This is a genomic window from Variovorax sp. UC74_104 (assembly GCF_044055375.1).
Taxonomy (GTDB): Bacteria; Pseudomonadota; Gammaproteobacteria; order Burkholderiales; family Burkholderiaceae_C; genus Variovorax.
Genome location: NZ_CP171978.1, coordinates 1129363 through 1155215, shown reverse-complemented (window position 1 = coordinate 1155215; position 25853 = coordinate 1129363). Strand labels below are relative to the sequence as shown.

General features: G+C 69.1%; 22 protein-coding genes and 1 pseudogene. 18 read left to right on the top strand and 5 right to left on the bottom strand.

What is annotated here, in order from left to right; genetic code table 11:
• Positions 1 to 31 precede the first annotated feature (31 nt).
• Both ACHMXA_RS05565 and ACHMXA_RS05560 read right to left on the bottom strand, forming a co-directional pair.
• Positions 32 to 533, bottom strand: a pseudogene (locus ACHMXA_RS05565) (nucleoside deaminase).
• 23 nt (positions 534 to 556) lie between these two features.
• A complete protein-coding gene (locus tag ACHMXA_RS05560; protein ID WP_395319165.1) occupies positions 557 to 1753 on the bottom strand; it encodes a glycerophosphodiester phosphodiesterase in 1197 nt (398 codons plus the stop codon).
• 105 nt (positions 1754 to 1858) lie between these two features.
• Between ACHMXA_RS05560 and argE the strand changes: the two genes are divergently transcribed.
• The 10 genes from argE to ACHMXA_RS05510 all read left to right on the top strand — a co-directional run bounded on the left by argE (position 1859) and on the right by ACHMXA_RS05510 (position 14462).
• Positions 1859 to 3025, top strand: coding sequence for an acetylornithine deacetylase (gene argE / locus ACHMXA_RS05555; protein ID WP_395319163.1), 1167 nt, complete (start codon positions 1859 to 1861; stop codon positions 3023 to 3025).
• Positions 3018 to 4280 (top strand): DUF445 domain-containing protein, encoded by a 1263-nt coding sequence (locus tag ACHMXA_RS05550; RefSeq protein WP_395319161.1) that lies wholly within the window; start codon positions 3018 to 3020, stop codon positions 4278 to 4280. Before argE ends, ACHMXA_RS05550 begins: the two co-directional genes overlap by 8 nt.
• Before the next feature lie 126 nt (positions 4281 to 4406).
• Entirely contained in the window at positions 4407 to 6077 is a 1671-nt protein-coding gene (locus tag ACHMXA_RS05545) for a hypothetical protein (protein WP_395319159.1), read from the top strand.
• Between the two features lie 136 nt (positions 6078 to 6213).
• Entirely contained in the window at positions 6214 to 6990 is a 777-nt protein-coding gene (locus ACHMXA_RS05540) for an MHYT domain-containing protein (RefSeq protein ID WP_176665817.1), read from the top strand.
• A gap of 111 nt (positions 6991 to 7101) precedes the next feature.
• Entirely contained in the window at positions 7102 to 8712 is a 1611-nt protein-coding gene (locus ACHMXA_RS05535) for an acyl-CoA carboxylase subunit beta (RefSeq protein ID WP_395319157.1), read from the top strand.
• Positions 8709 to 10679 carry an acetyl/propionyl/methylcrotonyl-CoA carboxylase subunit alpha gene (locus ACHMXA_RS05530; protein WP_395319155.1) on the top strand — a complete coding sequence of 657 codons (1971 nt, stop codon included), beginning with the start codon at positions 8709 to 8711 and terminating at the stop codon, positions 10677 to 10679. Before ACHMXA_RS05535 ends, ACHMXA_RS05530 begins: the two co-directional genes overlap by 4 nt.
• A gap of 37 nt (positions 10680 to 10716) precedes the next feature.
• A complete protein-coding gene (locus tag ACHMXA_RS05525) occupies positions 10717 to 11619 on the top strand; it encodes an SDR family oxidoreductase (RefSeq protein WP_395319153.1) in 903 nt (300 codons plus the stop codon).
• 25 nt (positions 11620 to 11644) lie between these two features.
• On the top strand, positions 11645 to 12805 hold the full coding sequence (locus tag ACHMXA_RS05520; RefSeq protein WP_395319151.1) for an acyl-CoA dehydrogenase family protein: 1161 nt from the start codon (positions 11645 to 11647) through the stop codon (positions 12803 to 12805).
• Positions 12806 to 12812: 7 nt separating this feature from the next.
• Positions 12813 to 13979 carry an acyl-CoA dehydrogenase family protein gene (locus ACHMXA_RS05515; protein WP_395319149.1) on the top strand — a complete coding sequence of 389 codons (1167 nt, stop codon included), beginning with the start codon at positions 12813 to 12815 and terminating at the stop codon, positions 13977 to 13979.
• Between the two features lie 180 nt (positions 13980 to 14159).
• Positions 14160 to 14462, top strand: a complete 303-nt coding sequence (locus ACHMXA_RS05510) for a Dabb family protein (protein ID WP_395319147.1) — start codon at positions 14160 to 14162, stop codon at positions 14460 to 14462.
• Here ACHMXA_RS05510 and ACHMXA_RS05505 read toward each other — a convergent pair.
• Positions 14447 to 15376 carry a LysR family transcriptional regulator gene (locus ACHMXA_RS05505; protein WP_395319145.1) on the bottom strand — a complete coding sequence of 310 codons (930 nt, stop codon included), beginning with the start codon at positions 15374 to 15376 and terminating at the stop codon, positions 14447 to 14449. The genes ACHMXA_RS05510 and ACHMXA_RS05505 overlap by 16 nt on opposite strands.
• Before the next feature lie 124 nt (positions 15377 to 15500).
• Between ACHMXA_RS05505 and ACHMXA_RS05500 the strand changes: the two genes are divergently transcribed.
• Genes ACHMXA_RS05500 through ACHMXA_RS05490 form a run of 3 tightly spaced genes read left to right on the top strand, consistent with a single transcriptional unit; the run spans position 15501 to position 19626 of the window.
• Positions 15501 to 16487 carry a Bug family tripartite tricarboxylate transporter substrate binding protein gene (locus ACHMXA_RS05500; RefSeq protein WP_395319143.1) on the top strand — a complete coding sequence of 329 codons (987 nt, stop codon included), beginning with the start codon at positions 15501 to 15503 and terminating at the stop codon, positions 16485 to 16487.
• A 33-nt stretch (positions 16488 to 16520) separates the two neighbouring features.
• On the top strand, positions 16521 to 18200 hold the full coding sequence (locus ACHMXA_RS05495; RefSeq protein WP_395319141.1) for a carboxylesterase/lipase family protein: 1680 nt from the start codon (positions 16521 to 16523) through the stop codon (positions 18198 to 18200).
• Positions 18201 to 18228: 28 nt separating this feature from the next.
• Positions 18229 to 19626: a dipeptidase gene (locus tag ACHMXA_RS05490; protein ID WP_395319139.1), complete on the top strand. Its 1398-nt coding sequence runs from the start codon at positions 18229 to 18231 to the stop codon at positions 19624 to 19626.
• Positions 19627 to 19645: 19 nt separating this feature from the next.
• Here ACHMXA_RS05490 and ACHMXA_RS05485 read toward each other — a convergent pair whose 3' ends face one another.
• On the bottom strand, positions 19646 to 20914 hold the full coding sequence (locus ACHMXA_RS05485; RefSeq protein WP_395319137.1) for a DEAD/DEAH box helicase: 1269 nt from the start codon (positions 20912 to 20914) through the stop codon (positions 19646 to 19648).
• Between the two features lie 66 nt (positions 20915 to 20980).
• On the opposite strand from ACHMXA_RS05485, the gene ACHMXA_RS05480 reads away from it, so the two are divergent.
• From ACHMXA_RS05480 to ACHMXA_RS05460, 5 genes are all read left to right on the top strand, one after another.
• Positions 20981 to 21376, top strand: a complete 396-nt coding sequence (locus ACHMXA_RS05480) for a translation initiation factor Sui1 (RefSeq protein ID WP_176665805.1) — start codon at positions 20981 to 20983, stop codon at positions 21374 to 21376.
• Between the two features lie 7 nt (positions 21377 to 21383).
• Positions 21384 to 21620 (top strand): DUF3820 family protein, encoded by a 237-nt coding sequence (locus ACHMXA_RS05475; RefSeq protein WP_176665804.1) that lies wholly within the window; start codon positions 21384 to 21386, stop codon positions 21618 to 21620.
• Between the two features lie 189 nt (positions 21621 to 21809).
• On the top strand, positions 21810 to 22250 hold the full coding sequence (locus ACHMXA_RS05470; protein ID WP_126022355.1) for an RNA-binding protein: 441 nt from the start codon (positions 21810 to 21812) through the stop codon (positions 22248 to 22250).
• 196 nt (positions 22251 to 22446) lie between these two features.
• Entirely contained in the window at positions 22447 to 22935 is a 489-nt protein-coding gene (locus ACHMXA_RS05465) for a tripartite tricarboxylate transporter TctB family protein (RefSeq protein ID WP_176665802.1), read from the top strand.
• Positions 22936 to 22948: 13 nt separating this feature from the next.
• Positions 22949 to 24460, top strand: a complete 1512-nt coding sequence (locus tag ACHMXA_RS05460) for a tripartite tricarboxylate transporter permease (protein ID WP_176665801.1) — start codon at positions 22949 to 22951, stop codon at positions 24458 to 24460.
• 6 nt (positions 24461 to 24466) lie between these two features.
• Here ACHMXA_RS05460 and chrA read toward each other — a convergent pair whose 3' ends face one another.
• Entirely contained in the window at positions 24467 to 25837 is a 1371-nt protein-coding gene (chrA, locus tag ACHMXA_RS05455; protein WP_395319133.1) for a chromate efflux transporter, read from the bottom strand.
• Between the last annotated feature and the right edge of the window lie 16 nt (positions 25838 to 25853).

Genomic DNA, 25853 nt, shown 5'->3' with positions numbered 1-25853 from the left:
CGAGTGGCTGCAGGGGCCCTTTCTCGGTTCCTCAGTGCGCGCCGGTCCAGAAACCCAGGTGCGGCGCCGCGGCTTTCCTGCTCGAGCAGCGGCCCCACCACCTCGACGCGCCGCTGCCCGCGCGCGAAGACTTCGCGGCAGGGAAGCGAAAAGGTCGGGTTCTCGGGATGGTCGCCGGTCAGGCCCAGCAGCGCATGCTCCGAGAGCGCGTAGACCACGCGCCCGATGTTGGTCCAGTAGATCGCGCCCGCGCACATGCAGCAGGGCTCGGCGCTGGTGAAGAGCGTGCAGCGCGCGAGTTCCTCGGGGCCGAGGAGCCGCGCGGCCTGCGCGGCGGCCACCAGCTCGGCGTGCTGCGTGGGGTCGCCCTCGGGCGGCATCGAGTTGTTGCCCGCGGTGACGACGACCTCGCCGTGCTCGTTCGCCACCAGCGCGGCGAAGGGATGGCGCCCGCGCGCCTTCGATTCGTCCGACAGGCGGATGGCCATGCGAAGCAGTTCGAGGTCGCGCGGGGAGAGGTCGTCGGTGGTCATGCGCGGACGATAACCCGGGCCGGTCAGCGGCCGATGCTCTTGAGGTAGTCGGCGCGCGCGGCCAGCGCGGTGTCGGTGAAGTCGGTGAACACGCCGTCCACGCCGAGCTTGTAGTACACGCCGTATTCGTTCTTGCCGTCCTTGTTGTAGTCGGAGGCCAGCCGGCGCGGCTCGTTGCGGAAGGTGAAGGGGTGCACGAAGAGGCCGGCCTTGTGCGCGTCGGCGATCAGCGAGGTGGGCGCCATGGAGGTGGCGTCTGCGTCGTTGATCTTGCCGTCCTTGTTGACGTCCACCGGCTTGCCGTCCGCGCCGATGGTGCCCTTGATGCTCACGATGTAGCGCTTCCAGGGGCCGATGCCGTCGGCGTAGGTCTTGATCTCGGCCAGCCCCGCGGGCGTGACCATGGCGTCGAAGTTGCGCTTGTCGCCGGCCTTGGTCCAGTCGTAGGGGCGGTCGCTGGGCACGGCGAAGGTCACGGCGCCGGTCTTCAGGTCGACGCTGTCGCCGTCGATGAGCTGGATGAGCCTGGTGTTCAGGCCCTTGCTCTTCATGTACTTGAGGCTGCCCGGCTCGAAGGACTGCACGTAGATGGGCGCGGTCTTGCTGTTCCAGCCGGCCGCGTTGATGGCGGCGACGACCTTGTCTTCCAGCGGCAGGCCGAGTTCGCGGAAGTAGGTCGGGTTCTTGGTCTCGGGGTAGATGGCGATGGTGCGGCCGGTTTCCTTCGACTTGGCCTTGGCGAAGTCGATGATCTCCTGGAAGGTCGGCACCTTGTACTTGCCGTTGAATTCCTGCGGACGCTCGGCGTCGGTGGAGATGGCGCCCAGGGTCTTGATCTCGGCCAGCGTGAAGTCGTTGCTGAACCAGCCGGTCTGCGTTTCGCCGTCGACCTTGATGGTCTTCTTGCGTGAGGCGAAGCGGGGGTGCTTCGCCACGTCGGTGCTGATGGCGAGGTTGGGGTCGTGGCGGGCGATGAGCACGCCGTCCTTGGTGGAGATCAGGTCCATCTCGATCACGTCGGCGCCGAGTTCGATGGCGCGCGTGTAGGCCTCGAGCGTTTCTTCCGGCAGATAGCCTGATGCACCACGATGGGCAATGACCAGCGGCGGGTTGCCGTCCAGCGTCAGCAGCTTGTTGCCGCCGGAAGGTCCGGTGCTGCTGCAGGCTGCCAGTGCAAGGGCTGCGGTGGCGGTCAGGGCGATCTGAAGAGAGGTGCGCATGGTCGAGGTTCTCCGTCCGGAATGAAGAGGCGCAGGGTACCCGTTTCGCGTGACAGCTTGGACATCCATGCACGCGCGGCGCCGACTTCCGGGAGAATGTGTTGCATGCTCCATACGCTTTCCCCCCAAAGCCTGCTGATGGCCCAGACGCTGGTGCGCATGAACACCGTCAGCGCCAACAGCAACCTCGAACTGATCGACTTCGCCCAGAGCCACCTCGCGGCCCTGGGCGTCAAGAGCCGCATCACCTACAACGCCGAACGCACCAAGGCGAACCTCTTCGCCACGCTGGGCGAGGGCAAGCCGGCCGGGGTGATCGTCTCGGGCCACACCGACACGGTGCCCTGGGACGGGCAGGACTGGAGCGTCGACCCGCTCTCCGCCGTGGTCCAGAACGAGCGCCTCTACGGGCGCGGCTCGGCCGACATGAAGAGCTTCATCGCCATTGCGCTGTCGAACGCGAAGCGCTTCCTTGAGAGCGACTCCCCCTTCGCAGTGCACTTCGCCTTCAGCTACGAGGAGGAGATCGGCTGCTTCGGCGTGAAGGAGCTCATCGCCGACATGCGCGACGCCGGCATCAAGCCCCTGGCCTGCATCGTGGGCGAACCCACCAGCATGGTGCCCGCCATCGCGCACAAGGGCGTGTACCGCTACAAGTGCTGCGTGCGCGGCAAGGAGGCGCACTCCTCGCTCACGCCGAAGTCGGTCAATGCCATCGAGATGGCCGCGCGCGTGATCGGCAAGGTGCGCGACATGGCCGAGGGCTTCGAGCGCAGCGAGCCGCGCTACGAGGGCTTCGACGTGCCCTTCAGCACCGCGAGCGTGGGCCAGTTCCACGGCGGCATCGCCGACAACGTGGTGCCGCGCGACGCCGAGTTCCGCTATGAATTCCGCGACCTTCCCACCGCCGATGCCGCGAAGATGCAGGCCGAGGTGGTCGCCTACGCGGGCGGCCTCGAGCCTGCGATGAAGAAGGTGGCGCCCGATGCGGGCTTCAGCTTCGAGACCATCTGCGAGATTCCCAGCTTCCTGGGCTCAGCCAACGACCCCATCACGCTGCTGGCCCAGCGCCTGGCGAGCGAGGAGCGCACCACGCTGGTGGCCTTCGGCACCGAAGCGGGTCTTTTCAAGAACGCCGGCATCCCCACCGTGGTGTGCGGCCCCGGCAGCATCGAGCAGGCGCACCAGCCCGACGAGTACGTGAGCCTCGAACAGCTCGCGCGCTGCGAGCTGTTCATGGAGCGCCTGGCATCCACGCCGAGCATTGGCTGAAGCCGGCACCAACGACGACGCATCGCGGCGCATGAAGCGCGTCGCGCTCGGCCTGCTGTGCGCCGCCGCACTGCTCTATGCGGTGGCGAGCGTGCTGCATGGGCAACATCCGGCCTGGGGCTACGTGGCGGCCTTCGCCGAGGCCGCGATGGTGGGCGCCATCGCCGACTGGTTCGCGGTGGTGGCGCTGTTCCGCCATCCGCTGGGCCTGCCGATTCCGCACACGGCCATCATCCCGAGCAACAAGGACCGCATCGGCGCCAAGCTCGCGGGCTTCATCTGCGACAACTTCCTGAGCACCGAACAGGTGCTCGGCAAGCTGCGGCAGTTCGACGCGGCCGGGCGCATCGCCGACTGGCTGGCCCGGCCCGCGAGCGGCGAGAAGCTGGGCGAATGGGGCGTGGCCGCCACGCGCTACGGGCTCTCGGCCTTCGACGACGAGCGCGTGCGCGACTTCATGGGCCGCGCCGTCGCGGCCGGCCTCGCGAAGATCGACCTCTCGCGCCTGACCGGCCAGGCGCTCGACGCACTCACCGCCGGCGGGCGCCACCAGGCGCTGCTCGACGACGTGCTGCAGCAGGTGGCCGGCCTGCTCGAAGGCGAGGAGGTGCAGGCGCACATCACCGAGGCCATCGCGCGCGAGATCAAGACGCTGCGCTACGTGGGCCTCGACCAGGTGGCTGCCAAGCTGGCCACGCGCAAGATCGTCGCGGCCGTGGCGCGCACCATCGGCGAGCTCGCGGCCGAGCCCGACCATCCGATGCGCAAGCGCTTCGACCACTTCGTCGACGACTTCGTGGTGCGCCTGAAGCTCGACCCCGAGTTCCAGCAGCGCGGCGAGCAGATCCGCGCCGAGCTGGTGGCGCACCCCGCGCTGGGCGACTACCTGCACGGGCTGTGGGGCGAGCTGCTCGCGTGGCTTCACGACGACCTGGGCCGCGGCGATTCGACCATCCGCCGGCGCATCGCGGCCATGGCGGGCGCGCTGGGCGCGCGGCTGCAGGGTGACGAGGCCATCCGCCGCTGGATCAACGAGCAGATCGAGGCCGCCGCGCCGCTGGCCATCGAGCGCTACCGCGAGGACATCCGCCGCTACATCGAGGAGCGCGTGGGCGAGTGGAACGCGCAGGAGATGACGGTCGAGCTTGAGCGCCACATCGGGCGCGACCTGCAGTTCATCCGCATCAACGGCACGCTGGTGGGCGGGCTGGTGGGGCTGCTGATCCATACGGCGACGCAGCTTCTGCGCGGCTGAAAACCCCGCCTGAGGGCCGCGGGTAATCCACAGCGGACGAAAGTCCGCATCCTGTCCCCGGCGGGACTCGGCGGCCCGGCCGCGCTCCTAGACTGCTTCGCGCATCAACAAGAGGAGACGCCAACCATGCCCCGTCGAAGCAGTCTCGGCGCCATTGCGCTGACCGCCACCCTCGCCCTGCTGGGCGCCTGCGGCAGCCTCGCGCCGCCAACGTCCACCAAGCCCCCCACGCGGCCCGCCTCCTGGGCGGCGCCCGAGGCGCTGGTCGCGCCCTCGGCCTTCATGGGCGTGCACGGCCTGGCCATCGACGCCAAGGGCCGGCTGCTGGCGGGCTCCGTGCTCGGCAACACGATGTGGGAGGTCGACCGCAATACCGGCGCGGCGAAGGTGTTCGTCGACGCGCCCGAAGGCCAGGCGGACGACATCGCCGTGGGGCCAAAGGGCGAGCTCGCCTGGACCAACTACCTGATGGGCATCGTGCGCTACCGGGAGAGCGACGTCGCGCCGATGCGCGTGCTGGCCAAGGACCTGCCCGGCATCAACTCGCTCGACTTCGACCGCCGCAGCGGCCGGCTCTACGCCTCGCAGGTGTTCCTGGGCGACGCGCTGTGGGAGATCGACCGCGAGGGCCAGAAGTCGCCCAGGCTCATCAAGAAGGACATGGGCGGCTTCAACGGCTTCGAGGTGGGGCCCGACGGCATGCTCTACGGGCCGCTGTGGTTCAAGGGCCAGGTGGTGAAGATCGACCCGGCCAACGGCAACATGACCGTGATCGCCGACGGCTTCAAGATCCCGGCGGCCGCCAACCTCGACGGCAAGGGCAACCTGTGGGTGGTCGATACGCGCAGCGGCGAGCTGGTGCGGGTGGAACTGTCCACCGGCCGCAAGACGGTCGCGAAGCAGCTGCGGCCGTCCCTGGACAACCTGGCCATCGCCAAGGACACGCCCGACGGGACCATCTACGTCTCCAACATGGCCAACAACGAGGTACAGGCCTTCAACCCCGCCACCGGCGAGCTGCGCACGCTCACCAGCGGCAAGGTGGCGGCGCCCGCCGGCATGAAGATCGACGGCAACGACCTCTGGGTGGCCGACGTCTTCGGCTTCCGCCAGGTCGACGTGAGCAACGGCGAGGTGCGCGACGTGTTCCGCATGCAGCGCGACCCCGAGCTCGACTACCCGTTCGCGGTCGGCCTGTCGCCCAAGCTCTTCGCGCTGAGCTCGTGGTTCACCGGCACGGTGCAGCTGGTCGACCGCCGGACCCTGAAGACGGTCGAGACCATCCACGGCCTGAAGACGCCCTTCGATGCCATTCCCATGCCCGACGGCAGCGTGATCTACGCCGAGATCGCCACCGGCAGCATCACGCGCGCCAGCGGGCCGAAGTTCGCAGAAAAGTCAGTGCTCGCCAGCGGCCTGAACGGCCCGGTGCAGATGATCGTCGGCCAGGACGGCGCGCTCTACGTGACCGAGGCGGCCGGCCGGCTGCTGCGCATTCCGCTGGACGCCAGTTCGCCGCTGCGCGCCGTGGCCGAGGGGCTGGCCTTGCCCGAGGGCGTGGCGCAGACGCCCTGGGGCAGCTTCGTCGTGGCCGAGAGCGCGGCGCGCCGGCTGGTGGAAATCGTGCCCGACGGCAGCCGCCGCACCATCGCCGAGAACCTGCCGATCGGCGTCCCGGCCGGCCCCGGTCTGCCGCCGCCATACGTGGTCACGGGCGTCGCCGTGGGCGGCGACGGCACGATCTACATGGCGGCCGACCGCAACAATGCGATATATCGAATCCGCCCCGTAAGGTAGGGTAACAATAAGTGTAAATTTCGGTTTACTTTTACAAACAAACATTACAGACTGCGCGGGACGTCTTGCGGCGTCCCGCTCGCATCCGGCGACCGGGGGTCCGCGAAACGCTCTTTTGACCTGAAAGGGACATCCCATGACTCCGCTCGTCGTAGGCCAGATCCTGTCGCCCGAGTACTCCCTGGGCATGGTGGCGCTCTCCTTCCTCATTTCCTTCGCGGGCTCGCTGGTGGCCCTGATCTGCGCCGGCCGAATGGTCGGCGCGGACGGCAAGCCCAACCTCGCCGTCGTGACCTGCGCGGCTGTGGCGCTGGGCGGCATCGGCATCTGGTCGATGCACTTCATCGGCATGCTGGCGTACCGGCTGCCAGTAGCCATTTCGTACAACATGCCGCTCACGGTGGTGTCGCTGGTGGCGGCGATCCTGATCTCGGGCATCGCGCTGTACATGGCGGGCGGGCGGCGCAAGTTCAGCAAGCCGGGCTGGCTCGCGGGCAGCCTGCTGGCGGGCATCGGCGTGTGCGTGATGCACTACATGGGCATGTTCGCGATGAACATGCGCGCCTCGATGAACTTTGACCTGGCGACGGTCGGGCTGTCGGTGCTGATCGCCGTCACGGCAGCCGGAGCCGCCCTCTGGCTCGCCTTCAACCTGCGCAGGTTCACGCACAAGGTCGCGGCCGCCGCCGTGATGGGCGTGGCGGTCTGCACCATGCACTACGTGGGCATGAGCGCGGCCAGCATGGTCTGCACCGCCGCGGCGCCGGTCGATGCGCTGGCCATCGGCGGCAGCTACATGGGCCTGACGGTGTTCGGCACGGCCGGCGCGGTGCTGATCTTCATCTACTGGGTGGTCACGGGCAGCAGCCTCGACGCCCCGGTCGCTGCGCCCCGGCGCGCCCGCGCGGGCTGAGCGGGCTGGAGCTGCCGGCAGGCATCAGCCAGTCAGCGCAAGCGGGCGCCGCGCCCGCGACCTAGAGTCCGTGCAGGGCGAAGAAACAAGCGATCTGCACGGACTCTTTTCATGCCAGTCATCGAATCCCGGCTGCAAGCGGCCAGCGACACCTTCCAGGCCAACCGGGCCAGCATGCTGGCGCTGCTCGGCCAGGTGCGCGAGCACGAGGCCCGCGCCGTCGCGGCCTCCGCGGCCTCGGCCGAGCGCTTCGCCAGGCGCGGGCAGCTGCTGCCGCGCGAGCGCCTCGCGCTGCTGCTGGACACCGGCGCGCCCTTCCTGCCGCTGGCCTCGCTCGCCGGCCTCGGCCAGGACAACCCCGATCTTTCCAGGAGCGTGCCCGGCGGCGGCCTGATCTCCGGCATCGGCTACGTCGCGGGCGTGCGCTGCATGGTCAACGCCTCCGACTCGGGCATCGACGCCGGCGCGCTGCAGCCCATGGGCCTGGACAAGCAGCTGCGCGTGCAGGAGATCGCGCTGGAGAACAGGCTGCCCTACGTGCAGCTGGTGGAAAGCGCGGGCGCCAACCTCATGCAGTACCGCGTGCAGGACTTCGTGCGCGGCGGCAACATCTTCCGCAATCTCGCGCGGCTGTCGGCCGCGGGGCTGCCGGTGGTGACGGTGACGCACGGCTCCTCCACCGCAGGCGGCGCCTACCAGACCGGCCTTTCCGACTACATCGTGATGGTGCGCGACCGCACGCGCGCCTTCCTCGCGGGGCCGCCGCTGCTGAAGGCCGCCACTGGCGAGATCGCCACGGAAGAAGAACTGGGCGGCGCGGTGATGCACACCCACGTCTCGGGCCTGGGCGACTACCTCGCGGAGGACGACCGCGACGCCATCCGCATCGCGCGCACGATCCTCGGCGGCATCGACTGGGGGCGCGACGAAGCGCCGCGCAGCTTCGCGCCGCCGCGCCACGACGCCGAGGAACTGCTGGGCATCATGCCCAGCGACGGCAAGCGGCCGGTAGACATGCGCGAGGTCATCGCGCGCATCGCCGACGGCTCCGAGTTCCTGGCCTTCAGCGAGCACTACGGCAGCGCCACCGTCTGCGGCCACATCCGGCTCGAAGGCCACGCGGTGGGCATCATCACCAACAACGGCCCCATCGACTCCGACGGCGCCACCAAGGCCACGCACTTCATCCAGGCCTGCTGCCAGTCGCGCACGCCCATCGTCTACCTGCAGAACATCACCGGCTACATGGTGGGCCGCGCGCACGAGGAGGCCGGCATCATCAAGCACGGCGCGAAGATGATCCAGGCGGTGTCGAACGCCACCGTGCCGCAGGTCACGCTGCTGTGTGGCGCCTCGTACGGCGCGGGCAACTACGGCATGTGCGGCCGCGGCTTCGCGCCGCGCTTCTGCTTCAGCTGGCCCAACGCGCGCACCGCCGTGATGGGCGGCGAGCAGGCGGCGAAGACCATGGCCATCGTGATGGAGGCCGGCATGGCACGAAAGGGCGCGGTCGACCAGTCGAAGATCGACGCGATGCAGCAGCAGGTCGTCGAGCGCTTCGACCGGCAGATGAGCGTGTTCACTACCAGCGCCCTGCTGCTGGACGACGGCGTGATCGACCCCCGCGACACCCGCGCCGTGCTGGCCGAGGTTCTCTCGATCTGCCGCGACGCCGACACGCGCACGACGCAACCCATGCAGTTCGGGGTGGCACGTCCATGAGCAGCAGCAACACCACCACCATCGCCAGGTTCCGGAAGATCCTGGTCGCCAACCGCGGCGAGATCGCCGTGCGCGTGATGCGCACCGCGCGCGCCATGGGCTTTCGCACCGTGGCCGTTTACTCCACTGCCGATGCAGCCTCGGAGCACGTGCGCTTCGCCGACGAGGCGGTACACATCGGCGAGCCGCTCCCGGCGCAGAGCTACCTGAACATCGCCGCGATCGTCGAGGCCGCGCGCACCAGCGGCGCCGACGCGGTGCATCCCGGCTACGGCTTCCTCGCCGAGAACGCTGCCTTCGCGCAGGCCTGCCGCGACGCCGGCCTGGTCTTCATCGGCCCTTCGCCCGAGGCCATCCGTGCGATGGGCGACAAGGCCGGCGCCAAGCGGCTGATGCAGGCGGCGGGCGTGCCCTGCATTCCGGGCTACCAGGGCGAGGACCAGGGCGAGAAGACGCTCGCCGCCGAAGCCGCGCGCATCGGCTGGCCGGTGATGATCAAGGCCACGGCCGGCGGCGGCGGGCGCGGCATGCGGCTCGTCAGCTCGCCCGCGAACTTCGCCGAGCAGTTGCGCAGCGCGCAGTCGGAAGCGCTCAACGCCTTCGGCGATGCCACCGTGATCCTGGAGCGCGCCATCGTCGCGCCGCGCCACGTCGAGGTGCAGGTGTTCGCCGACCGGCACGGCAACGCCATCCACCTCGGCGAGCGCGACTGCTCGGTGCAGCGCAGGCACCAGAAGGTGGTGGAGGAAGCGCCCTCGCCCGCCGTCTCGCAAGCGCTGCGCGAACGCATGGGCGCCACCGCCGTCGCCGCGGCGAAGGCCATCGCCTACGAAGGCGCGGGCACGCTCGAATTCCTGCTCGATGCCGAGGGCCGCTACTGGTTCATGGAGATGAACACGCGCCTGCAGGTGGAGCACCCGGTGACGGAAGCGGTGACGGGCCTCGACCTGGTGGAGCTGCAATTGCGCGTCGCGGCCGGCGAGCCGCTGCCGGTCGCGCAGCAGGACGTGCGCTTCTCAGGCCACGCGATCGAAGTGCGCCTGTGCGCCGAAGATCCTCAGCAGGGCTTCATGCCGCAGGGCGGCACGCTGGCGGCCTGGCGACCTTCTGCCGCGCTGCGCACCGAGCACGCCCTGCGCGACGGTGCCGAGGTGCCGCCTTTCTACGACTCGATGATCGCCAAGCTGGTCGCCCACGGCCGCACGCGCGAGGACGCGAGGCAGCGGCTCCTGGCCGGCCTGCAGGACACCGTCGCGCTCGGCATACCGACCAACCAGCGACTGCTGGAACGCACGCTTTCGCACGCGGTGTTCGCAAGCGGCGAGGCGACGACCGCCTTCGTGGCCGACCACATCGACACGCTGCTCGCCACCGACGAAGCAGGCCGCGACCGGGCCGCGCTGATCGCCGCGCTGCTGCTGCAGCTCGGCGAACGCGGCTGGCCTTCGCCGCTGGCGCATACGCTGCCCAATGCCCTGCGCTTCGAGCTCGACGGCACGGTGCACGCCGCACGCGTGACGCCGCGCGGCGCCGGCCGCTTCGACATCGCGCTGGACGGCCAGGAGCCGGAGCAGCTCGCGCTGCTCGGCATGCCCGGCGACGGCAGCCTGCGCTTCTCGTGCAACGGGCTTTCCGCGCAAGCCTTCGTCGCGCGGCACGACGGCCGTGTTTTCTTCCACCACGACGGACAAGCCCACCGCCTCGACGACCTCACCCACTTGCCGACCACCCGCGCCGATGCTGACGGAGGCGACGGCCTGCTGCGCGCCTCCATGAACGGCCGCGTGATCGCGCTGCTGGCGGCCGAGGGCGAGGCCGTCGCCGCGGGCCAGCCGCTGGTCACGCTGGAGGCGATGAAGATGGAGCACGTGCACTGCGCACCGCGTGCCGGACGCGTCGCCCTGCATGTCGCGGTGGGCACGCAGGTGGCGGCGCGCCACGTCGTCGCACAGGTCGCCGATGCATGACGGGGACCGGCCCCGCATCCTTACCAGAGCCAACCGCATGACTTCATCCTCTTCCCACTACCGTTCCGTCTTCGCTCCCGGCCTGTTCGACGGGCAGGTCGTCGTCGTCACCGGCGGCGGCTCCGGCATCGGCCGCTGCACCGCGCACGAGCTCGCCTCGCTGGGCGCGCAGGTGGTGCTGGTGGGGCGCAAGCCCGAGAAGCTCGACGCGGTACGCGCCGAAATCGAGGCCGCCGGCGGCAAGGCCTCCACGCAGGCCTTCGACATCCGCAGCGAGGACGCGGTGCGCGCGGCCATCGCCGCCGTGGTTGCCGCGCACGGCCGCATCGACGGGCTGGTCAACAACGCGGGCGGCCAGTACATCACGCCGCTGCATGCGATCACGGCCAAGGGCTGGGAGGCGGTAATCCACACCAACCTCACGGGCGGCTTCCTGGTCGCGCGCGAGTGCTACCTGCAGAGCATGCAGGCCCATGGCGGCGCCATCGTCAACATCGTGGCCGACATGTGGGGCTCCATGCCCAACATGGGCCACAGCGGCGCGGCGCGCGCGGGCATGGTGAGCTTCACCGAGACCGCCGCGCTCGAATGGGCCGCGAGCGGCGTGCGCGTGAACGCGGTGGCGCCGGGCTACATCGCATCCAGCGGCATGGACCACTACCCGCCCGAGGCCGGCGACATGCTGCGCGCCATGCGCAAGACCGTGCCGGCCGGGCGCTTCGGCAACGAGGCCGAGACCTCGGCCGCCATCGTCTTCCTGCTGGGCCCGGCCGCGAGCTTCATCAGCGGCAGCGTGCTGCGCGTGGACGGCGCGCGCCCGCAGGTGCGCATGGGCTGGCCGATGGCGATTCCCGATGCGCAGGCGCAGCAGCGTGCGGCGGTGAAGCCCTTCGACGGCTTCCACCTGGCGCAGGCGCCGCGCGTGTTCCAGGACAAGTAGAGAACGAACGATCGGAGACCATTTCATGCAGTACAGCCACGAACACCTCGAGATCCAGAAGACCCTGCGCCGCTTCATCGACGACGAGATCAACCCGCACGTGGACGAGTGGGAAGAAGCCGAGATCTTTCCCGCGCACGAAGTCTTCAAGAAGCTCGGCAACCTCGGCATGCTGGGCCTGAACAAGCCCGAGGCCTTCGGCGGCGCGGGCCTGGACTATTCGTACGCCATGGCCATGGCCGAGGCGCTGGGCCACGTCTCCTGCGGCGGCGTGCCGATGGCCATCGGCGTGCAGACCGACATGTGCACGCCCGCGCTCGCACGCTTCGGCAGCGACGAGCTGCGCCGCGAGTTCCTCGCGCCCGCCATCGCGGGCGACATGGTCGGCTGCATCGGCGTGAGCGAGCCCGGCGCGGGCAGCGACGTGGCGGGCCTGAAGAGCCATGCGCGCAAGGACGGCGGCGACTACCTCCTCAGCGGCCAGAAGATGTGGATCACCAACAGCCTGCAGGCCGACTGGATGTGCATGCTGGTCAACACCGGCGACGGCCCCGTGCACCGCAACAAGTCGCTCGTGATGGTGCCGATGGACAGCCCCGGCATCGAGAAGGCGAAGAAGATCCGCAAGATCGGCATGCACTCCAGCGACACCGGCCTCATCTACTTCGACAACGTGCGCGTGCCGCAGCGCTATCGCATCGGCGAGGAGGGCCAGGGCTTCGTCTACCAGATGCAGCAGTTCCAGGAAGAACGGCTCTGGGCCGCCGCAAGTTCGCTGGAGCCGATGGAAGACTGCATCGCGCAGACCATCGAATGGGCGCAGCAGCGCAGCATGTTCGGCTCCACGCTGGCCGACCAGCAGTGGGTTCAGTTCAAGCTCGCCGAGCTCAAGACCGAGGTGGAGGCGCTGCGCGCGCTCACCTACCGCGCCTGCGACCTGCACGTGAAGGGCGAGGACGTGCTCGAACTCGCCTCGATGGCCAAGCTCAAGACCGGCCGCCTCACGCGCCAGGTGGCCGACACCTGCCTGCAGTTCTGGGGCGGCATGGGCTTCACGCTGGAGAACCGCGTCTCGCGGCTGTACCGCGACGGCCGCCTGGGCTCCATCGGCGGCGGCGCCGACGAGGTGATGCTGGGCATCCTCGCGAAGACCATGGGCATCGCCAAGCGGCCGCCGCGCGGCTGAACACTGCATGGACGCCGAACTGCAAGCCGACCGCGCCGCGCTCGCGGACACGGTGCGACGCTTCGCCGAAACCGAGATCGCGCCGAACGTGCAGGCATGGGACGACGCGGGCGAGTTTCCGCGCAAGCTCTACACGCGCGCCGCCGAGCTCGGCCTGCTGGGCCTGGGCTATCCGGAAGAGCTCGGCGGTACGCCCGCCACGTATGCGCTCAAGCTGCCAGCATGGGTCGCGCTCGCGCGCCACGGCAAGAGCGGCGGCGTGCTCGCGAGCCTGTTCTCGCACAACATCGGCCTGCCACCCGTGGTACTGCACGCGAGCGACGCGGTGCGCCGCGAGGTCGTGCCGCCGGTGCTGCGCGGCGAGAAGATCGCGGCGCTCGCCATCACCGAGCCCGGCGGCGGCTCCGACGTGGCTGCCCTTCGCACGACGGCACGGCTCGACGGCGACCACTACGTCGTCAACGGCGAGAAGACCTTCATCACCTCGGGCATGCGCGCCGACTGGATCACCGTGGCCGTGCGCACCGGCGAAGGCCGCGGCGCGGGCGGCATCTCGATGCTGCTGGTGCCGGGCGACGCGCCGGGCCTCACGCGCACGCGGCTGTCGAAGATGGGCTGGCTGTGCTCCGACACCGCCACCCTGCACTTCGACAACGTGCGCGTGCCCGCGCGCTACCTGCTGGGGCACGAAGGCGAAGGCTTCCGCATGATCATGGGCAACTTCAACGGCGAGCGCATCGGCCTCGCCGCGGGTGCGCTGGGCTTCTCGCAGGCCTGCCTCGACGAGGCGCTGGCCTGGGCGCGCGAGCGCAAGGCCTTCGGCGCCGCGCTCATCGGGCACCAGGCGGTGCGCCACAAGCTGGTCGACATGCAGATGCGCATCGCGTCCACCGAAGCGTGGACAGAGGCCGTGTCGGCGCAAGGCGATGCGCTCGAAGCGGCCGGCCGCCACAACGCGCCCGAATGGGTAGCGCAGATCTGCATGCTGAAGAACCACGCGACGCAGACCATGCAGTTCTGCGCCGACCAGGCGGTGCAGATCCTCGGCGGCATGGGCTTCATGCGCAGCACCGCCAGCGAGCGCATCTACCGCGAGGTGAAGGTGATGATGATCGGCGGCGGGGCCGAGGAGATCATGAAGGAGCTGGCGGCCAGGCAGATGGGATGGCTGTAGAGGAAAGAGGAAGAGGAGGAGGAGAAAAAGAAGAAGAAGGGAAAACGGAAAACTGTTCTTCACCGGCGCAGCCCGCCGCGCCCGGTACGGTGCTTACCATCGGTCGCACCAAGCAGCAGGAGCCCGCGTGACCTTCATTCCTCTTCTTTCCGGCGAGCCTGCCGCAGGCGTGCGACCGCGATGCTGAAGCACATCGTGATGTGGAACCTGCGCGGCGACTCCGCCGAGGAAAAGGCGCAGGCCGTGCAGTTGCTGAAGCACAGCTTCGAATCGCTGCGCGGCCAGATCCCCGGCCTGCTGCACCTCGAAGTCGGCGTCGATTCGAGCCGCGTGGACTACGCCTGCGACGTGGTGCTCTACAGCGAATTCGACAGCCAGGCCTCGCTCGACGGCTATGCCAAGCATCCCGCGCACCTGCGCGTGCGCGAGGAACTGGGCGACCTGCGGATCGCGCGGCATCAGGTGGACTACGCGTCCGACTGATCGGCCCCGGCTTTCGCGAGCCCGACGCAGAACTCGCGCACCAGCCGCAGCGCTGGCGCCTCGGTCCTGCCTTCGAGCGTGACGAAGGCGAACTGCGCGCTGAGCCCCGCCGCAGGCTCCACCTCGAGCTCGGCCAGATCGCCGCTGTCCTGCAGCGCCCGGGTGGCCGCGAGCACTCCCAGGAAAACCGCATCGGTGTTGCGCACGGCCTCGATCAGCGCGCCGATGTCTTCCGACGACACGTGCAGCCAGCGCTGCGGACTCGCATCGCTGCCGTAGCGCTCCACCAGGATGCGCGCCACGTCGTCGCTGACCATCGTCGAGACCACCGGATAGCGCACGAGCTCGTCGAAGCGAACCGGCTTGCCGCACCGCGACGCCAGCAACGGATGGCCGCGCCTGCAGACGAATCCCGAGCGCAGCGTCGGCAATACGTCGATGTGCAGGTCCTCGCGTGGCGACACCGCCCGGTAGGTCAGCACCAGCGCATCGAGCGTGCGCGCGCGCAGCGCCGCCAGCTGCAGCTCGGGCCCGCCGCCGTGCAGCTGCAGGCCCACGCGCGGATGGTTTCGCAGCATGTGGATGAGAAGCGGCGACGAGAACAAGGCCCCGGGCGCCGCGCCGAGCCCCAGCCGCACCACGCCCGCCTGCCCGTCGGCCAGCAGCGCGGCGGCGCGCCTGAGCTCGTGCGTCTCCATCGAGATGCGCTTGGCGCGCGCCAGCACCATCGCGCCGAAAGGCGTCAGCTCGTTTCGCTTGCCGACGCGGTCGACGAGCTGCATGCCGAGTTCCTGCTCGAGCATCTGAATGCTGCGGCTGAGCGCCGGCTGGGTCAGGTGCACTTTCTCGGACGCGCGGCTGAATGAGCCTGTTTCCGCGAGCGCGAGCAGGTGGTCGAGTTGCTGGAGGTTCATGGCTGGCTGTGTTCGTCATGTGCATGAGTGATGCTCATGGTAATTACAAAAACAATGCATTGGACAGATAGAACCCCGATTCCTAGCATCCATCGCGTACTACTTTGGACCAAGGAATTTCCCCATGAAGCGGTTCGATCGATGGCTCTGCACGCTGGTCTTCCTGGGCTGCGGCACCGTGGCACAGGCACAGGCGCCCTATCCCTCGAAGGTCGTCACGATGATGGTTCCCTACCCGGCGGGCGCAGCCAGCGACTTCACTGCGCGGGCGCTGAACGACCTGGTCGGCAAGGAGCTCGGCGGGCAGGTGATCGTCGAGAACATCGGAGGGGCGAGCGGCGCCATTGCCGCGGCCAAGGTGCTGGCCGCGCCGGCCGACGGCCACTACCTGTTCCAGGGATCGCCCAACGAGCTGATCCTGTCGGGGCTGGTCAACAGGAGCACGCGCTACAAGCCCGAGGATTTCCAGTGGATCGCGCCGGTGGCCACCTCGCCGCTGGTGCTGGTGGTCAACAGCCAGCTGCCGGCCCATTCGCTCGACGAGTTCGTGGCACTGGCGCGTTCGCGCAGGGACGCGCCGCTGAGCTACGGCACGCCGGGCCCGGGCACGCTCTACCACCTGCTGGGCGAACTCTTCACCAGGCGCACGGGCGCAACCGTCACGCACGTCCCCTACAAGGGCGGCGCGCCCATCCTGCAGGACCTGATCGGCGGGCAGATCGACTTCGCATTCATGCCCTACCAGGCCTTCTACGCCGACTACGTGAAGCAGGGCCGCCTGCGCGTGATCGGTTCGCTGTCGCCCGGCAGGCGGCTGCCCGCGCCCTTCGACACGCTGCAGACCAGCGCGCAGAGCAAGGACATGAAGGACTTCGACTTCGGCATCTGGACCTCCTACATGGTGCGCAAGGGCACGCCGAGGCCCGTGGCCGAGCGGCTCAACGCCGCGATCGCCGCCGCGCTGAAGAACCCGCAGGCGCGCGCGCAGCTGGAGTCGCAGGCCAAGACCGTCTTCGAGCCGATGAGCCTGGAGGCCGGCGAGAAGTTCTATGCGGCCGAGATCGCGCGCTATCGCGACCTTGTCAAGACCATCGGCTACGAGTCGCCCTGAGTCCCGTTTCCTTTCGGAAGAAGAGGTGCATCCATGAAGACGAGACAGATCAACACACTGGCATTGGCGATCGCGCTGTCGCTTTCCGCATGCGGCGGTGGCGGCGGCGGCGGTGCGGGTTTCGGCGGCATCGGGCTGCCGCCGGCCGCGAGCCCCGCGCCGGCACCGGCCCCCGCTCCCGCGCAGGACGACCCCACGGTCGCGGTCACCACGGAAGGCAAGGTCGCCGGCAACGCGGGCAACGGCCTCGTGTCGTTCCTGGGCATTCCGTACGCGCAGCCGCCGGTGGGCGCGCTGCGCTGGGCGCCGCCGCAACCGCCGGCCGCCCGCGCGGCGACGCTGCAGGCGAAGGCCTTCGGCAACGCATGCCCACAGGCACCGGGAGCGGTGTCGTCGCCGATCGCCGAAGACTGTCTCTATCTGAACGTGTGGAAGCCGGCCGGCACGAAGGCAGGCGACAGGCTGCCGGTGATCTTCTACATCCACGGCGGCGCGTTCACGCTGGGTTCGGGCGAGATGGGCCCGAGCCCGCTGGCGAGCCGCGGCGTGGTGGTGGTCGGCATCAACTACCGGCTCGGCGCGCTCGGCTATCTCGCGAACAAGGCGCTGCGCGCGGCCAACAAGGACGGCAGCCTCGGCAACTTCGCCGTGATGGACCAGCTTGCCGCGCTCGGCTGGGTGCAGAGGAACATCGCGGCCTTCGGCGGCGACGCGGGCAACGTCACGCTGTGGGGCACCTCGGCGGGCGCGACGCAGAGCTTCTCGCTGCTGCAATCGCCCAGGGCCAAGGGGCTGTTCCAGCGCGCGGTGATGCAAAGCGGCGGCGCGGCCGAGTATTCGAACCCCAGCATGGACACCTCGCTGGCGGCGGGAGACACTGCCGTGCAGAACCTCGGATGCGGCGGCGCCGCCGACGTGGTGGCCTGCCTGCGCGCACTGCCGGTGTCCGCGCTGCTCGCGCAGGGCGGGCTCAAGTGGCGTCCCACGGTGGACGCGCAGGTCATCACGCAGGTGCCCGCGCGCGCCTTCGCGACCGGCAACTTCAACCAGGTGCCGGTGATGATCGGCGGCGTGTACGACGAGGGCACGCTGTTCGTCGACATGAAGCTGAGCGCGGCCTACTACCCTCTGTACCTGCGCGGGCTCGCGCCGGCCGGCTACGACACCACGGCCATCGAGGCGGCCTATCCGATCGGCAACTACGCCGTGCCGGCGCAAGGCATCGCGCGAGCCATGGGCGACGCGATGTACGCCTGCGGCAACAGCGCGCGGCGCGACGCGCTCGCGGCTTGGGTGCCGGTGTACGGCTGGGAAATGACCGATCCGCAGCTGTCGTTTCCGTCGAATCCCGCGGCCTTCTACTACGGCACGGCGCACGGCATGGACAGCTACTACCTGACCGGCACGGTCGACTCGCTGCCCACCTACCCCTACTTCGACCCGGGCGGTGCCGCGCCCGACGCGGCCACCACGGCGCAGCGCAAGGCGCTGTCGGCGCAGATGGTCGCGTACCTGCTCAACTTCGCGAAGAACGGCGACCCGAACGGCGACGGCCGCAGCGTCGCGACGCGCTGGCCGCGCTCCATGGGTCCTTCGGACCGCGCGCTGATGGAGTTCACCTATCCCGCCGTCAGGACATCGAGCAACGCGTTCGAGCACACCCACAAGTGCGACACGCTGTGGGGGCCCGACGTGTTCCCACCGCTGTACTGACCGAAGAACGAACCGCATCGACCCGCCCATGAACGAACGACACGTCATCGACCATCTCGACGCCCGCCAGCCTGAGATCGTGGACTGGCTCAAGGCCTTCCTGCGCATCCCGAGCGTGAGCGCCGACCCGTCCTTCGCGCCGCACATGCACGAGGCGCGGCGCTTCCTCGTCGAGCGGCTGCAGCGGATCGGCCTGTCGGGCGTGCGCCTGCTCGACGGCGGCGGCGAGCCCGCCGTCTACGGCGAATGGAACGGCGCGCCCGGCCGGCCCACGCTGATGGTGTACGGCCATTACGACGTGCAGCCGGCCGATCCCCTGGACCAGTGGCGCACGCCTGCGTTCGAGCCGACGGAGGTGGATGGCCGCCTCTACGGGCGCGGCACGTCCGACGTGAAGGGCTCGACCGCGATCGCGCTCGAGGTGATCGCCTCGTTCCTCGCGGTGCAGGGCCGCTGCCCGGTGAACATCAAGGTGTTCCTCGAAGGCGAGGAGGAAACGGGCAGTCCCTCGCTGCGGACCATCGTCGAGCGCCATCGTGCGCTGCTGCGCTGCGACGCGGTGCTGTCCGCCGACGGCGGACGCGCGAGCGCGGAGGTGCCGACGATCAACACCGGCGCGCGCGGCAACGCGCAGCTGGAGGTGCGGCTGCGCACCGCCCACAAGGACCTGCATTCGGGCCGCTACGGCGGCGGCGTGCGCAACGCGCTGCACGAGATGGCGCGGCTGGTCGCGTCGCTGCACCATGCCGACGGCGGCGTGGCGGTCGAGGGCTTCCACGACGGCGCCGCGCCGCCCACGGAAAGACAGCGCGCGGACACCGCTGCGTTCCCGTACGACGAGGCCGCGTTCTTCTCGGACGTCGGCGGCAGCGCGCATGGAGAACCCGGCTACACGGCGCGCGAACGCATCACGCTGCGCCCAGCCCTCGACGTCAACGGCCTGTGGGGCGGCTATACGGGCGGCGGCGGCAAGACCATCGTGCCCTGCGAGGCGCAGGCCAAGCTCACGACGCGCGTCGTCGCGGGGCAAAACCCGCGCGCCGTGATCCACGCTGTGCTGCGCCACCTGCAGCGGCACTGCCCGCCGGGCTGCACGCTCGACGTGGTGGCAATGAACGACGGCTCGCCCGCCTCCACCCTCGCGCCGCACCATCCGCTGGTGCGCGCGGCCGAGGCGGTGCTGGAGCGCGAGAGCGGCCGTCGCCCCATCCACGTGCGGCTCGGCGCCAGCGTGCCGGTGACGTCGATCTTCAAGGAGATGCTGGGCATCGACACGCTGATGTTCGGCTTCAACCTGCCCGACGAGGACGTGCACGCGCCGAACGAGTTCTTCAGGCTGGCGTCGATCCGGCAAGGGACGCGGGCATGGACGCTGCTCCTCGCGGAACTGGCAAAGCATCCGCCGGCGTCCTTCCAAATCGGCTGACGCCCGACGAGGGATTTCTTCAGGATTCCTCGCCGTCGTGCGGCTGCGCGGCCTTCGCCGCCGCCCGCAGCTTGTCCTTCTTGCTCGGCCGCTTGCCCTTGATGCCCCCCGTGCCCGACGCGTCGACCAGCGGCGGCGCCACCTCCACCGGCTCGAAGCCTTCGATGCGCTCGCGCGGCAGCTTCAGACCGTGGCGTTTCTCGATCACCCTGAAATGCGCCTGCGTCGACGCGCTCACGAAGCTGATGGCCAGGCCGCTCTCGCCGGCGCGGCCCGTGCGGCCGATGCGGTGGATGTAGTCGGCGGGCGAGCGCGGCAGGTCGTAGTTGATGACCACCGGCAGCTGCGCGATGTCGATGCCGCGCGCCGCGAGGTCGGTGGCGACGACCACGTCCCAGCGGCTCTGTTTGAACTGCGAGAGGATGTCGGCGCGCGTGCCCTGCGCAATGTCGCCGTGGAAGGGCACGGCGTAGATGCCGTTCCTGTAGAGCTTCTCGGCCACGGTCTGAGCGGCGTGCTGCGTGGCGACGAAGACCAGCACGCGGCCCCATTCGTTCTCGTGCTGCTTGAGCAGGTGGCGCAGCAGCTGGGTGCGGCGGCCGGGGTCGACCTCGATCACGCGCTGCACGATGTCGGGCGCGGTGCCGGGCTCGCCCTGCACGTCGACGAGGGCCGGCTCGTGCAGCATGCCGTCGGCCAGCGCCTGGATGGCACCCGGGAAGGTGGCCGAGAACAGCAGGTTCTGGCGCCGCTTCGGCAGCTGTTCGAGGATGCGGCCGAGTTCGTCGGCGAAGCCCAGGTCGAACAGGCGGTCGGCCTCGTCGAGCACGAGCATGGCCACGCCGTCGAGCCTCAGCGCGTTGTGGTCCGCCAGGTCGAGCAGCCGGCCCGGCGTGGCGACGACGATGTCGGCGCCGCCGCGCAGGCTCATCATCTGCGGGTTGATCGACACGCCGCCGTAGGCGGTGACGATCTTCGGGCGCTCGGGCAGGTCCCGGGCCAGGTCGTGCAGAGTCTCACCGACCTGGGCCGCGAGCTCGCGCGTGGGCACGAGCACCAGGGCGCGCACGCGGCGCGCGCCCTGCGGGCGCTCCGAAACCAGGCGCTGCAGCAGCGGCAGGGAGAATGCGGCCGTCTTTCCGGAACCGGTCTGCGCCGAGCCCCGCAGGTCGCGGCCCTGCAGAATCGCGGGGATGGCCGCGGCCTGAATGGCGGTCGGCGCGGCATAGCCGCGGCGGGCGGCAGCCTGCACGAGCGCGGGGGACAGGCCCAGTGAATCGAATGACATGTGTTTGATGAGCGCGGCGGGCGAAGAACAGGAACCAGCGAAAGAAAGTACGAAGAGGCGTATCGGATGTCGACGATGAAACAGCAGCGCGCCGGCCAGGCCGGCAGCAGCACCCTGGTGTATTCCACCGACGGCGGCGGACGCATGTGCCCCGGCTGCGGCGAGCCCGTGGCCCGATGCCGCTGCAAGGAACTCGCGAGCCAGGCCCGCGCGCCGGCCACCGACGGCATTGTGCGTGTATCGCACGAGACCAAGGGCAGAAAAGGCAAGGGCGTGACGGTGGTCAAGGGCGTGGCGCTCGACGCGGCGGCGCTGCTGGCGCTGGGCAAGCAGCTCAAGACGGCCTGCGGCACGGGCGGCACGGTGAAGGACGGCGTCATCGAGATCCAGGGCGATCACCGCGAGACGGTGATCGCCGCGCTCTCGAAGCTGGGCCACACGGTCAAGCGCGCGGGAGGCTGAGCACGCGATGAACCCCGAAGACCTGCAGCGGCTGGTGACGCTCGAAATGCCCTTCGGCAAGTACAAGGGCACGCTGATTGCCGATTTGCCCGGCAATTACCTGAGCTGGTTTGCACGCGAGGGTTTTCCCTCGGGAGAAATTGGCCGATTGCTCGCGCTGATGCATGAAATAGACCACAACGGGCTTTCCGGCCTGCTGAAACCGTTGCGAAACCGCCCTTCCGACCCGGGAGTTACCCGATGACGCAAGATTTCGCCGCAATTTTTGCAATTCGGGCGGGATAATCGTTGCTACGTGTCAGTGGGCCCCCGCGGCTCCCGTGCACGTAATTCGGTGATCGGTCAGTTTCGCGCCACAGCGCAGTTCTTGTTTGTTGTGATTCTGGGACTCCATCGCTTTTTGTTTTTTTGTTGGTTTGATAGGAGTCCCTTGATGGGCAAGAAACTTTATGTGGGCAACCTCGCCTACTCGATCCGCGACAACGATCTGGAGCAAGCCTTCGGCGAATTCGGCTCGATCGTCAGCGCAAAGGTCATGATGGAACGTGACACCGGCCGTTCGAAGGGCTTCGGCTTCGTCGAAATGGGCACGGATGCCGAAGCACTCGCAGCCATCGAAGCCATGAACGGCCAGCCCCTGCAGGGCCGCGCCCTGACGGTGAACGAAGCCCGTCCGATGGAAGCCCGTCCCCCCCGCAGCGGTGGCGGCGGCTACGGCGGCGGCGGTGGTGGCGGCGGCTACGGTGGTGGCGGCCGCAGCGGCGGCGGTGGTTACGGCGGCGACCGCGGTGGCTACGGCGGCGACCGCAGCGGTGGCGGCGGCTACGGCGGCGGCGGTGGTGGCTACGGCGGCGGTGGCCGCGGCGGCTACTGAGCCCTCCCCTCCTGCCTCCAGGGCCTTCGGGCCCTTGAATGAAAAAAGCTCCTTCGGGAGCTTTTTTCATTGGGGAAAACGCGCGAACCGGGAAGAACCCTTGCCCTGCGGTACGCATTTGTTCGTACCGCGCTGGTCAGCCAACGGTCAGGCCCGCGGATCGACCCTCCTTCCTCCATAACAAGAGGAGCGAGACATGCGCATAAAGAGTCAGGCCGACTTCTTTTCAGGGGTCATGTTCACCACCGTGGGCGGCGCCTTCGCCATCGGCGCCACCACCTACACCATCGGCGACGGCGCGCGCATGGGGCCGGGCTACTTCCCGCTCATGCTGGGCATCCTGCTGGCGGTGCTGGGCGCGATCATCATGTTCCAGGCGATGGTGGTGGAGACCACCGACGGCGACCCGATCGGCAAGTGGGCCTGGAAGCCGCTGGCCTTCGTGCTCGGCGCGAACCTGGCCTTCGGCGTGCTGCTGGGCGGGCTGCCCAGCATCGGGCTGCCGGCCATGGGGATGATCATCGCGATCTACGCGCTCACCATCATCTCCAGCATGGCGGGCGAGCACTTCAAGCTGCGCGACGTGCTGATCCTCGCGACCATCCTGGCGGCCGGCAGCTACGTGGCGTTCATCTGGGCGCTCAAGCTGCAGATCCAGGTTTGGCCCACCTTCATCTCGGGTTGAGGAGAACACAGCCATGGAACTCTTCAACAACCTCGCGACCGGCTTCGGCGTCGCGTTCACCTTCACCAACCTGCTGTACTGCCTGATCGGCTGCATTCTGGGCACGCTGATCGGCGTGCTGCCGGGCATCGGGCCCGTTGCGACCATCGCGATGCTTCTGCCGGCAACCTACGCGCTGCCGCCGGTATCGGCGCTGATCATGCTGGCCGGTATCTATTACGGCGCCCAGTACGGCGGTTCCACCACGGCCATTCTGGTGAACCTGCCGGGCGAGTCGTCCTCGGTGGTCACCTGCATCGACGGCTACCAGATGGCCAGGCAGGGCCGAGCGGGCCCGGCGCTGGCCGCCGCCGGCCTCGGCTCGTTCTTCGCGGGCTGCGTGGGCACGCTGATCCTGGCCGCCTTCGCGCCGCCGCTGACCGAGCTGGCCTTCAAGTTCGGCCCGGCCGAATACTTCTCGCTGATGGTGCTGGGCCTGATCGGCGCCGTGGTGCTGGCTTCGGGCTCGCTGCTGAAGGCGGTGGCGATGATCGTGCTGGGCCTGCTGCTGGGCATCGTGGGCACCGACGTCAACTCCGGCGTGGCGCGCTACAGCTTCGACATTCCGGAGCTCACCGACGGCATCGGCTTCGTGGTCATCGCCATGGGCGTGTTCGGCTACGGCGAGATCATCGGCAATCTCTCGCAGCCCGACGACGAGCGCGAGGTGTTCACGCACAAGGTCAAGGGCCTGTGGCCCACCAAGGACGACTTCAAGCGCATGCTGCCCGCCGTGCTTCGCGGCACGGCGCTGGGCTCGGCGCTGGGCATCCTGCCGGGCGGCGGCGCGCTGCTGGCTTCTTTCGCCTCCTACGCGCTGGAAAAGAAGATCCGCATGCGCCCCGGCGAAGTGCCCTTCGGCAAGGGCAACATCCGCGGCGTGGCGTCGCCGGAGTCGGCCAACAACGCCGGCGCGCAGACCTCCTTCATCCCGCTGCTGACGCTGGGCATCCCGCCCAACGCCGTGATGGCGCTGATGGTGGGCGCGATGACCATCCACAACATCCAGCCGGGCCCGCAGGTGATGACCAGCAATCCGGAGCTCTTCTGGGGCCTGATCGCCTCGATGTGGATCGGCAACGCGATGCTGATCATCCTGAACCTGCCACTGATCGGCATGTGGATCAAGCTGCTGACGGTGCCCTACAAGTTCCTGTTCCCGGCCATCGTTCTGTTCTGCGCGATCGGCGTGTACTCGACCAACAACAACACCTTCGACGTGTGGATGGTGGCGGCCTTCGGTTTCATCGGCTACCTCTTCATCAAGCTGCGCACCGAGCCCGCGCCGCTGCTGCTGGGCTTCATCCTGGGGCCGATGATGGAAGAGAACCTGCGCCGGGCGCTGCTGCTGTCGCGCGGGGCGTGGAGCGTGTTCGTCACGCGGCCGCTGTCGGCGGGGCTGCTGGTCGCGGCTGCGTTGCTGCTGGGCATCGTGCTGCTGCCGGCGATCAAGGCGAAGCGGGAAGAAGCCTTCGTCGAGGACTGATCCTCTTCAGCTCACGAACAAAGGCAGCAGCAACAGCTGCCACGCCAGCCCCATCAGGGCCGACCCGAGCACCACCGGGATCACCCCCGCCTTGAAGCGGAACAGCGCCACGGCGGCGATCAGCCCGATCGCCGCCGATGCCGCGTCGAAGCCCCCGCCCGCTCCCTTGGGCCACAGCACGTGCCAGGCGAAGAACACCGCGAGGTTGACGATCACGCCCACCACCGCCGCCGTGATGGCCGTGAGCGGCGCGGTGAGCTTCAGGTTGCCGTGCGTCGATTCGATGAAGGGTCCGCCCAGCAGGATGAACAGGAACGACGGCAGGAAGGTGAAGAAGCTCACCACCGTCGCCGCCACCGCACCCGCCGCGAAGAGCGAGTGGGCGCCGAAGAGCGCCTGGTTCCACCCGCCGACGAAGCCCACGAAAGACACCACCATGATCAGCGGCCCCGGCGTGGTTTCGCCCAGCGCGAGGCCGTCGATCATCTGCGTGGCGCCGAGCCAGCCGTAGTGGTCGACCGCGCCCTGGAACACGTAGGGCAGCACCGCGTAGGCGCCGCCGAAGGTCATGAGCGCCGCCTTGGTGAAGAACCAGCCCATCTGCGTGAGCGTGCCCTGCCAGCCGTACAGCGCCATGAGCGCGCCCATGCCGCCCAGCCACAGTACGAGGAACACGCCCAGCACGCGCCAGAAGCGGCCCCAGCCGAAGCGCGCGTGCGCGGGCGTCGGCGTGTCGTCATCGATGAGCGCCGGGCCGATGGCCGCCGCCCCCGCCGCGCCATGCCCGCCGCCGCCCGGCGCGAAGCGATGCGGCGCCACCCGGCTGCCGACGTAGCCGATGGCCGCCGCTGCCAGCACGATCAGCGGAAATGGCAGCTGCAGCGCGAAGATCGCCACGAAGGCCGCGCCGGCGATCGCCCAGAGCCAGGGGTTCTTCAGCACCCGCGAGCCGATGCGCCAGGCCGCGAACAGCACGATGGCCGTGACCGCCGGCTTCACGCCGTACAGCAGCCCCGCCACCGCCGGCACCTGCCCGTAGGCCATGTAGATCCACGAGAGCGCGATCAGGATGAAGAGCGAGGGCAGCACGAACAGCACCCCCGCTGCGATGCCGCCCCAGGTGCGGTGCATGAGCCAGCCGATGTAGGTGGCGAGCTGCTGGGCCTCGGGGCCGGGCAGCAGCATGCAGTAGTTGAGGGCGTGGAGAAAGCGCTTCTCCGAGATCCAGCGCCTGCGCTCCACCAGTTCCTGGTGCATCAGCGCGATCTGCCCGGCCGGGCCGCCGAAGCTGATGAAGCCCAGCTTGAGCCAGTAGGCGAAGGCCTGCCAGAAGCCGACGGGAGCGGGCCGCTCGACGGGATCTTGGGGAGAGGACATCGGGCGACTTTCTTTC

Bases quoted from the DNA above. Each gene is read 5' to 3' on its own strand.
- ACHMXA_RS05560 (WP_395319165.1), bottom strand. From the start codon at position 1,753: ATGCGCACCTCTCTTCAGATCGCCCTGACCGCCACCGCAGCCCTTGCA.
- ACHMXA_RS05485 (WP_395319137.1), bottom strand. From the start codon at position 20,914: ATGTCATTCGATTCACTGGGCCTGTCCCCCGCGCTCGTGCAGGCTGCC.
- ACHMXA_RS05475 (WP_176665804.1), top strand. From the start codon at position 21,384: ATGAACCCCGAAGACCTGCAGCGGCTGGTGACGCTCGAAATGCCCTTC.
- ACHMXA_RS05495 (WP_395319141.1), top strand. From the start codon at position 16,521: ATGAAGACGAGACAGATCAACACACTGGCATTGGCGATCGCGCTGTCG.
- ACHMXA_RS05470 (WP_126022355.1), top strand. From the start codon at position 21,810: ATGGGCAAGAAACTTTATGTGGGCAACCTCGCCTACTCGATCCGCGAC.
- ACHMXA_RS05510 (WP_395319147.1), top strand. From the start codon at position 14,160: ATGCTGAAGCACATCGTGATGTGGAACCTGCGCGGCGACTCCGCCGAG.
- ACHMXA_RS05460 (WP_176665801.1), top strand. From the start codon at position 22,949: ATGGAACTCTTCAACAACCTCGCGACCGGCTTCGGCGTCGCGTTCACC.
- ACHMXA_RS05545 (WP_395319159.1), top strand. From the start codon at position 4,407: ATGCCCCGTCGAAGCAGTCTCGGCGCCATTGCGCTGACCGCCACCCTC.
- argE (WP_395319163.1), top strand. From the start codon at position 1,859: ATGCTCCATACGCTTTCCCCCCAAAGCCTGCTGATGGCCCAGACGCTG.
- ACHMXA_RS05530 (WP_395319155.1), top strand. From the start codon at position 8,709: ATGAGCAGCAGCAACACCACCACCATCGCCAGGTTCCGGAAGATCCTG.
- chrA (WP_395319133.1), bottom strand. From the start codon at position 25,837: ATGTCCTCTCCCCAAGATCCCGTCGAGCGGCCCGCTCCCGTCGGCTTC.
- ACHMXA_RS05480 (WP_176665805.1), top strand. From the start codon at position 20,981: ATGTCGACGATGAAACAGCAGCGCGCCGGCCAGGCCGGCAGCAGCACC.
- ACHMXA_RS05515 (WP_395319149.1), top strand. From the start codon at position 12,813: ATGGACGCCGAACTGCAAGCCGACCGCGCCGCGCTCGCGGACACGGTG.
- ACHMXA_RS05535 (WP_395319157.1), top strand. From the start codon at position 7,102: ATGCCAGTCATCGAATCCCGGCTGCAAGCGGCCAGCGACACCTTCCAG.
- ACHMXA_RS05520 (WP_395319151.1), top strand. From the start codon at position 11,645: ATGCAGTACAGCCACGAACACCTCGAGATCCAGAAGACCCTGCGCCGC.
- ACHMXA_RS05500 (WP_395319143.1), top strand. From the start codon at position 15,501: ATGAAGCGGTTCGATCGATGGCTCTGCACGCTGGTCTTCCTGGGCTGC.
- ACHMXA_RS05465 (WP_176665802.1), top strand. From the start codon at position 22,447: ATGCGCATAAAGAGTCAGGCCGACTTCTTTTCAGGGGTCATGTTCACC.
- ACHMXA_RS05505 (WP_395319145.1), bottom strand. From the start codon at position 15,376: ATGAACCTCCAGCAACTCGACCACCTGCTCGCGCTCGCGGAAACAGGC.
- ACHMXA_RS05490 (WP_395319139.1), top strand. From the start codon at position 18,229: ATGAACGAACGACACGTCATCGACCATCTCGACGCCCGCCAGCCTGAG.
- ACHMXA_RS05525 (WP_395319153.1), top strand. From the start codon at position 10,717: ATGACTTCATCCTCTTCCCACTACCGTTCCGTCTTCGCTCCCGGCCTG.
- ACHMXA_RS05540 (WP_176665817.1), top strand. From the start codon at position 6,214: ATGACTCCGCTCGTCGTAGGCCAGATCCTGTCGCCCGAGTACTCCCTG.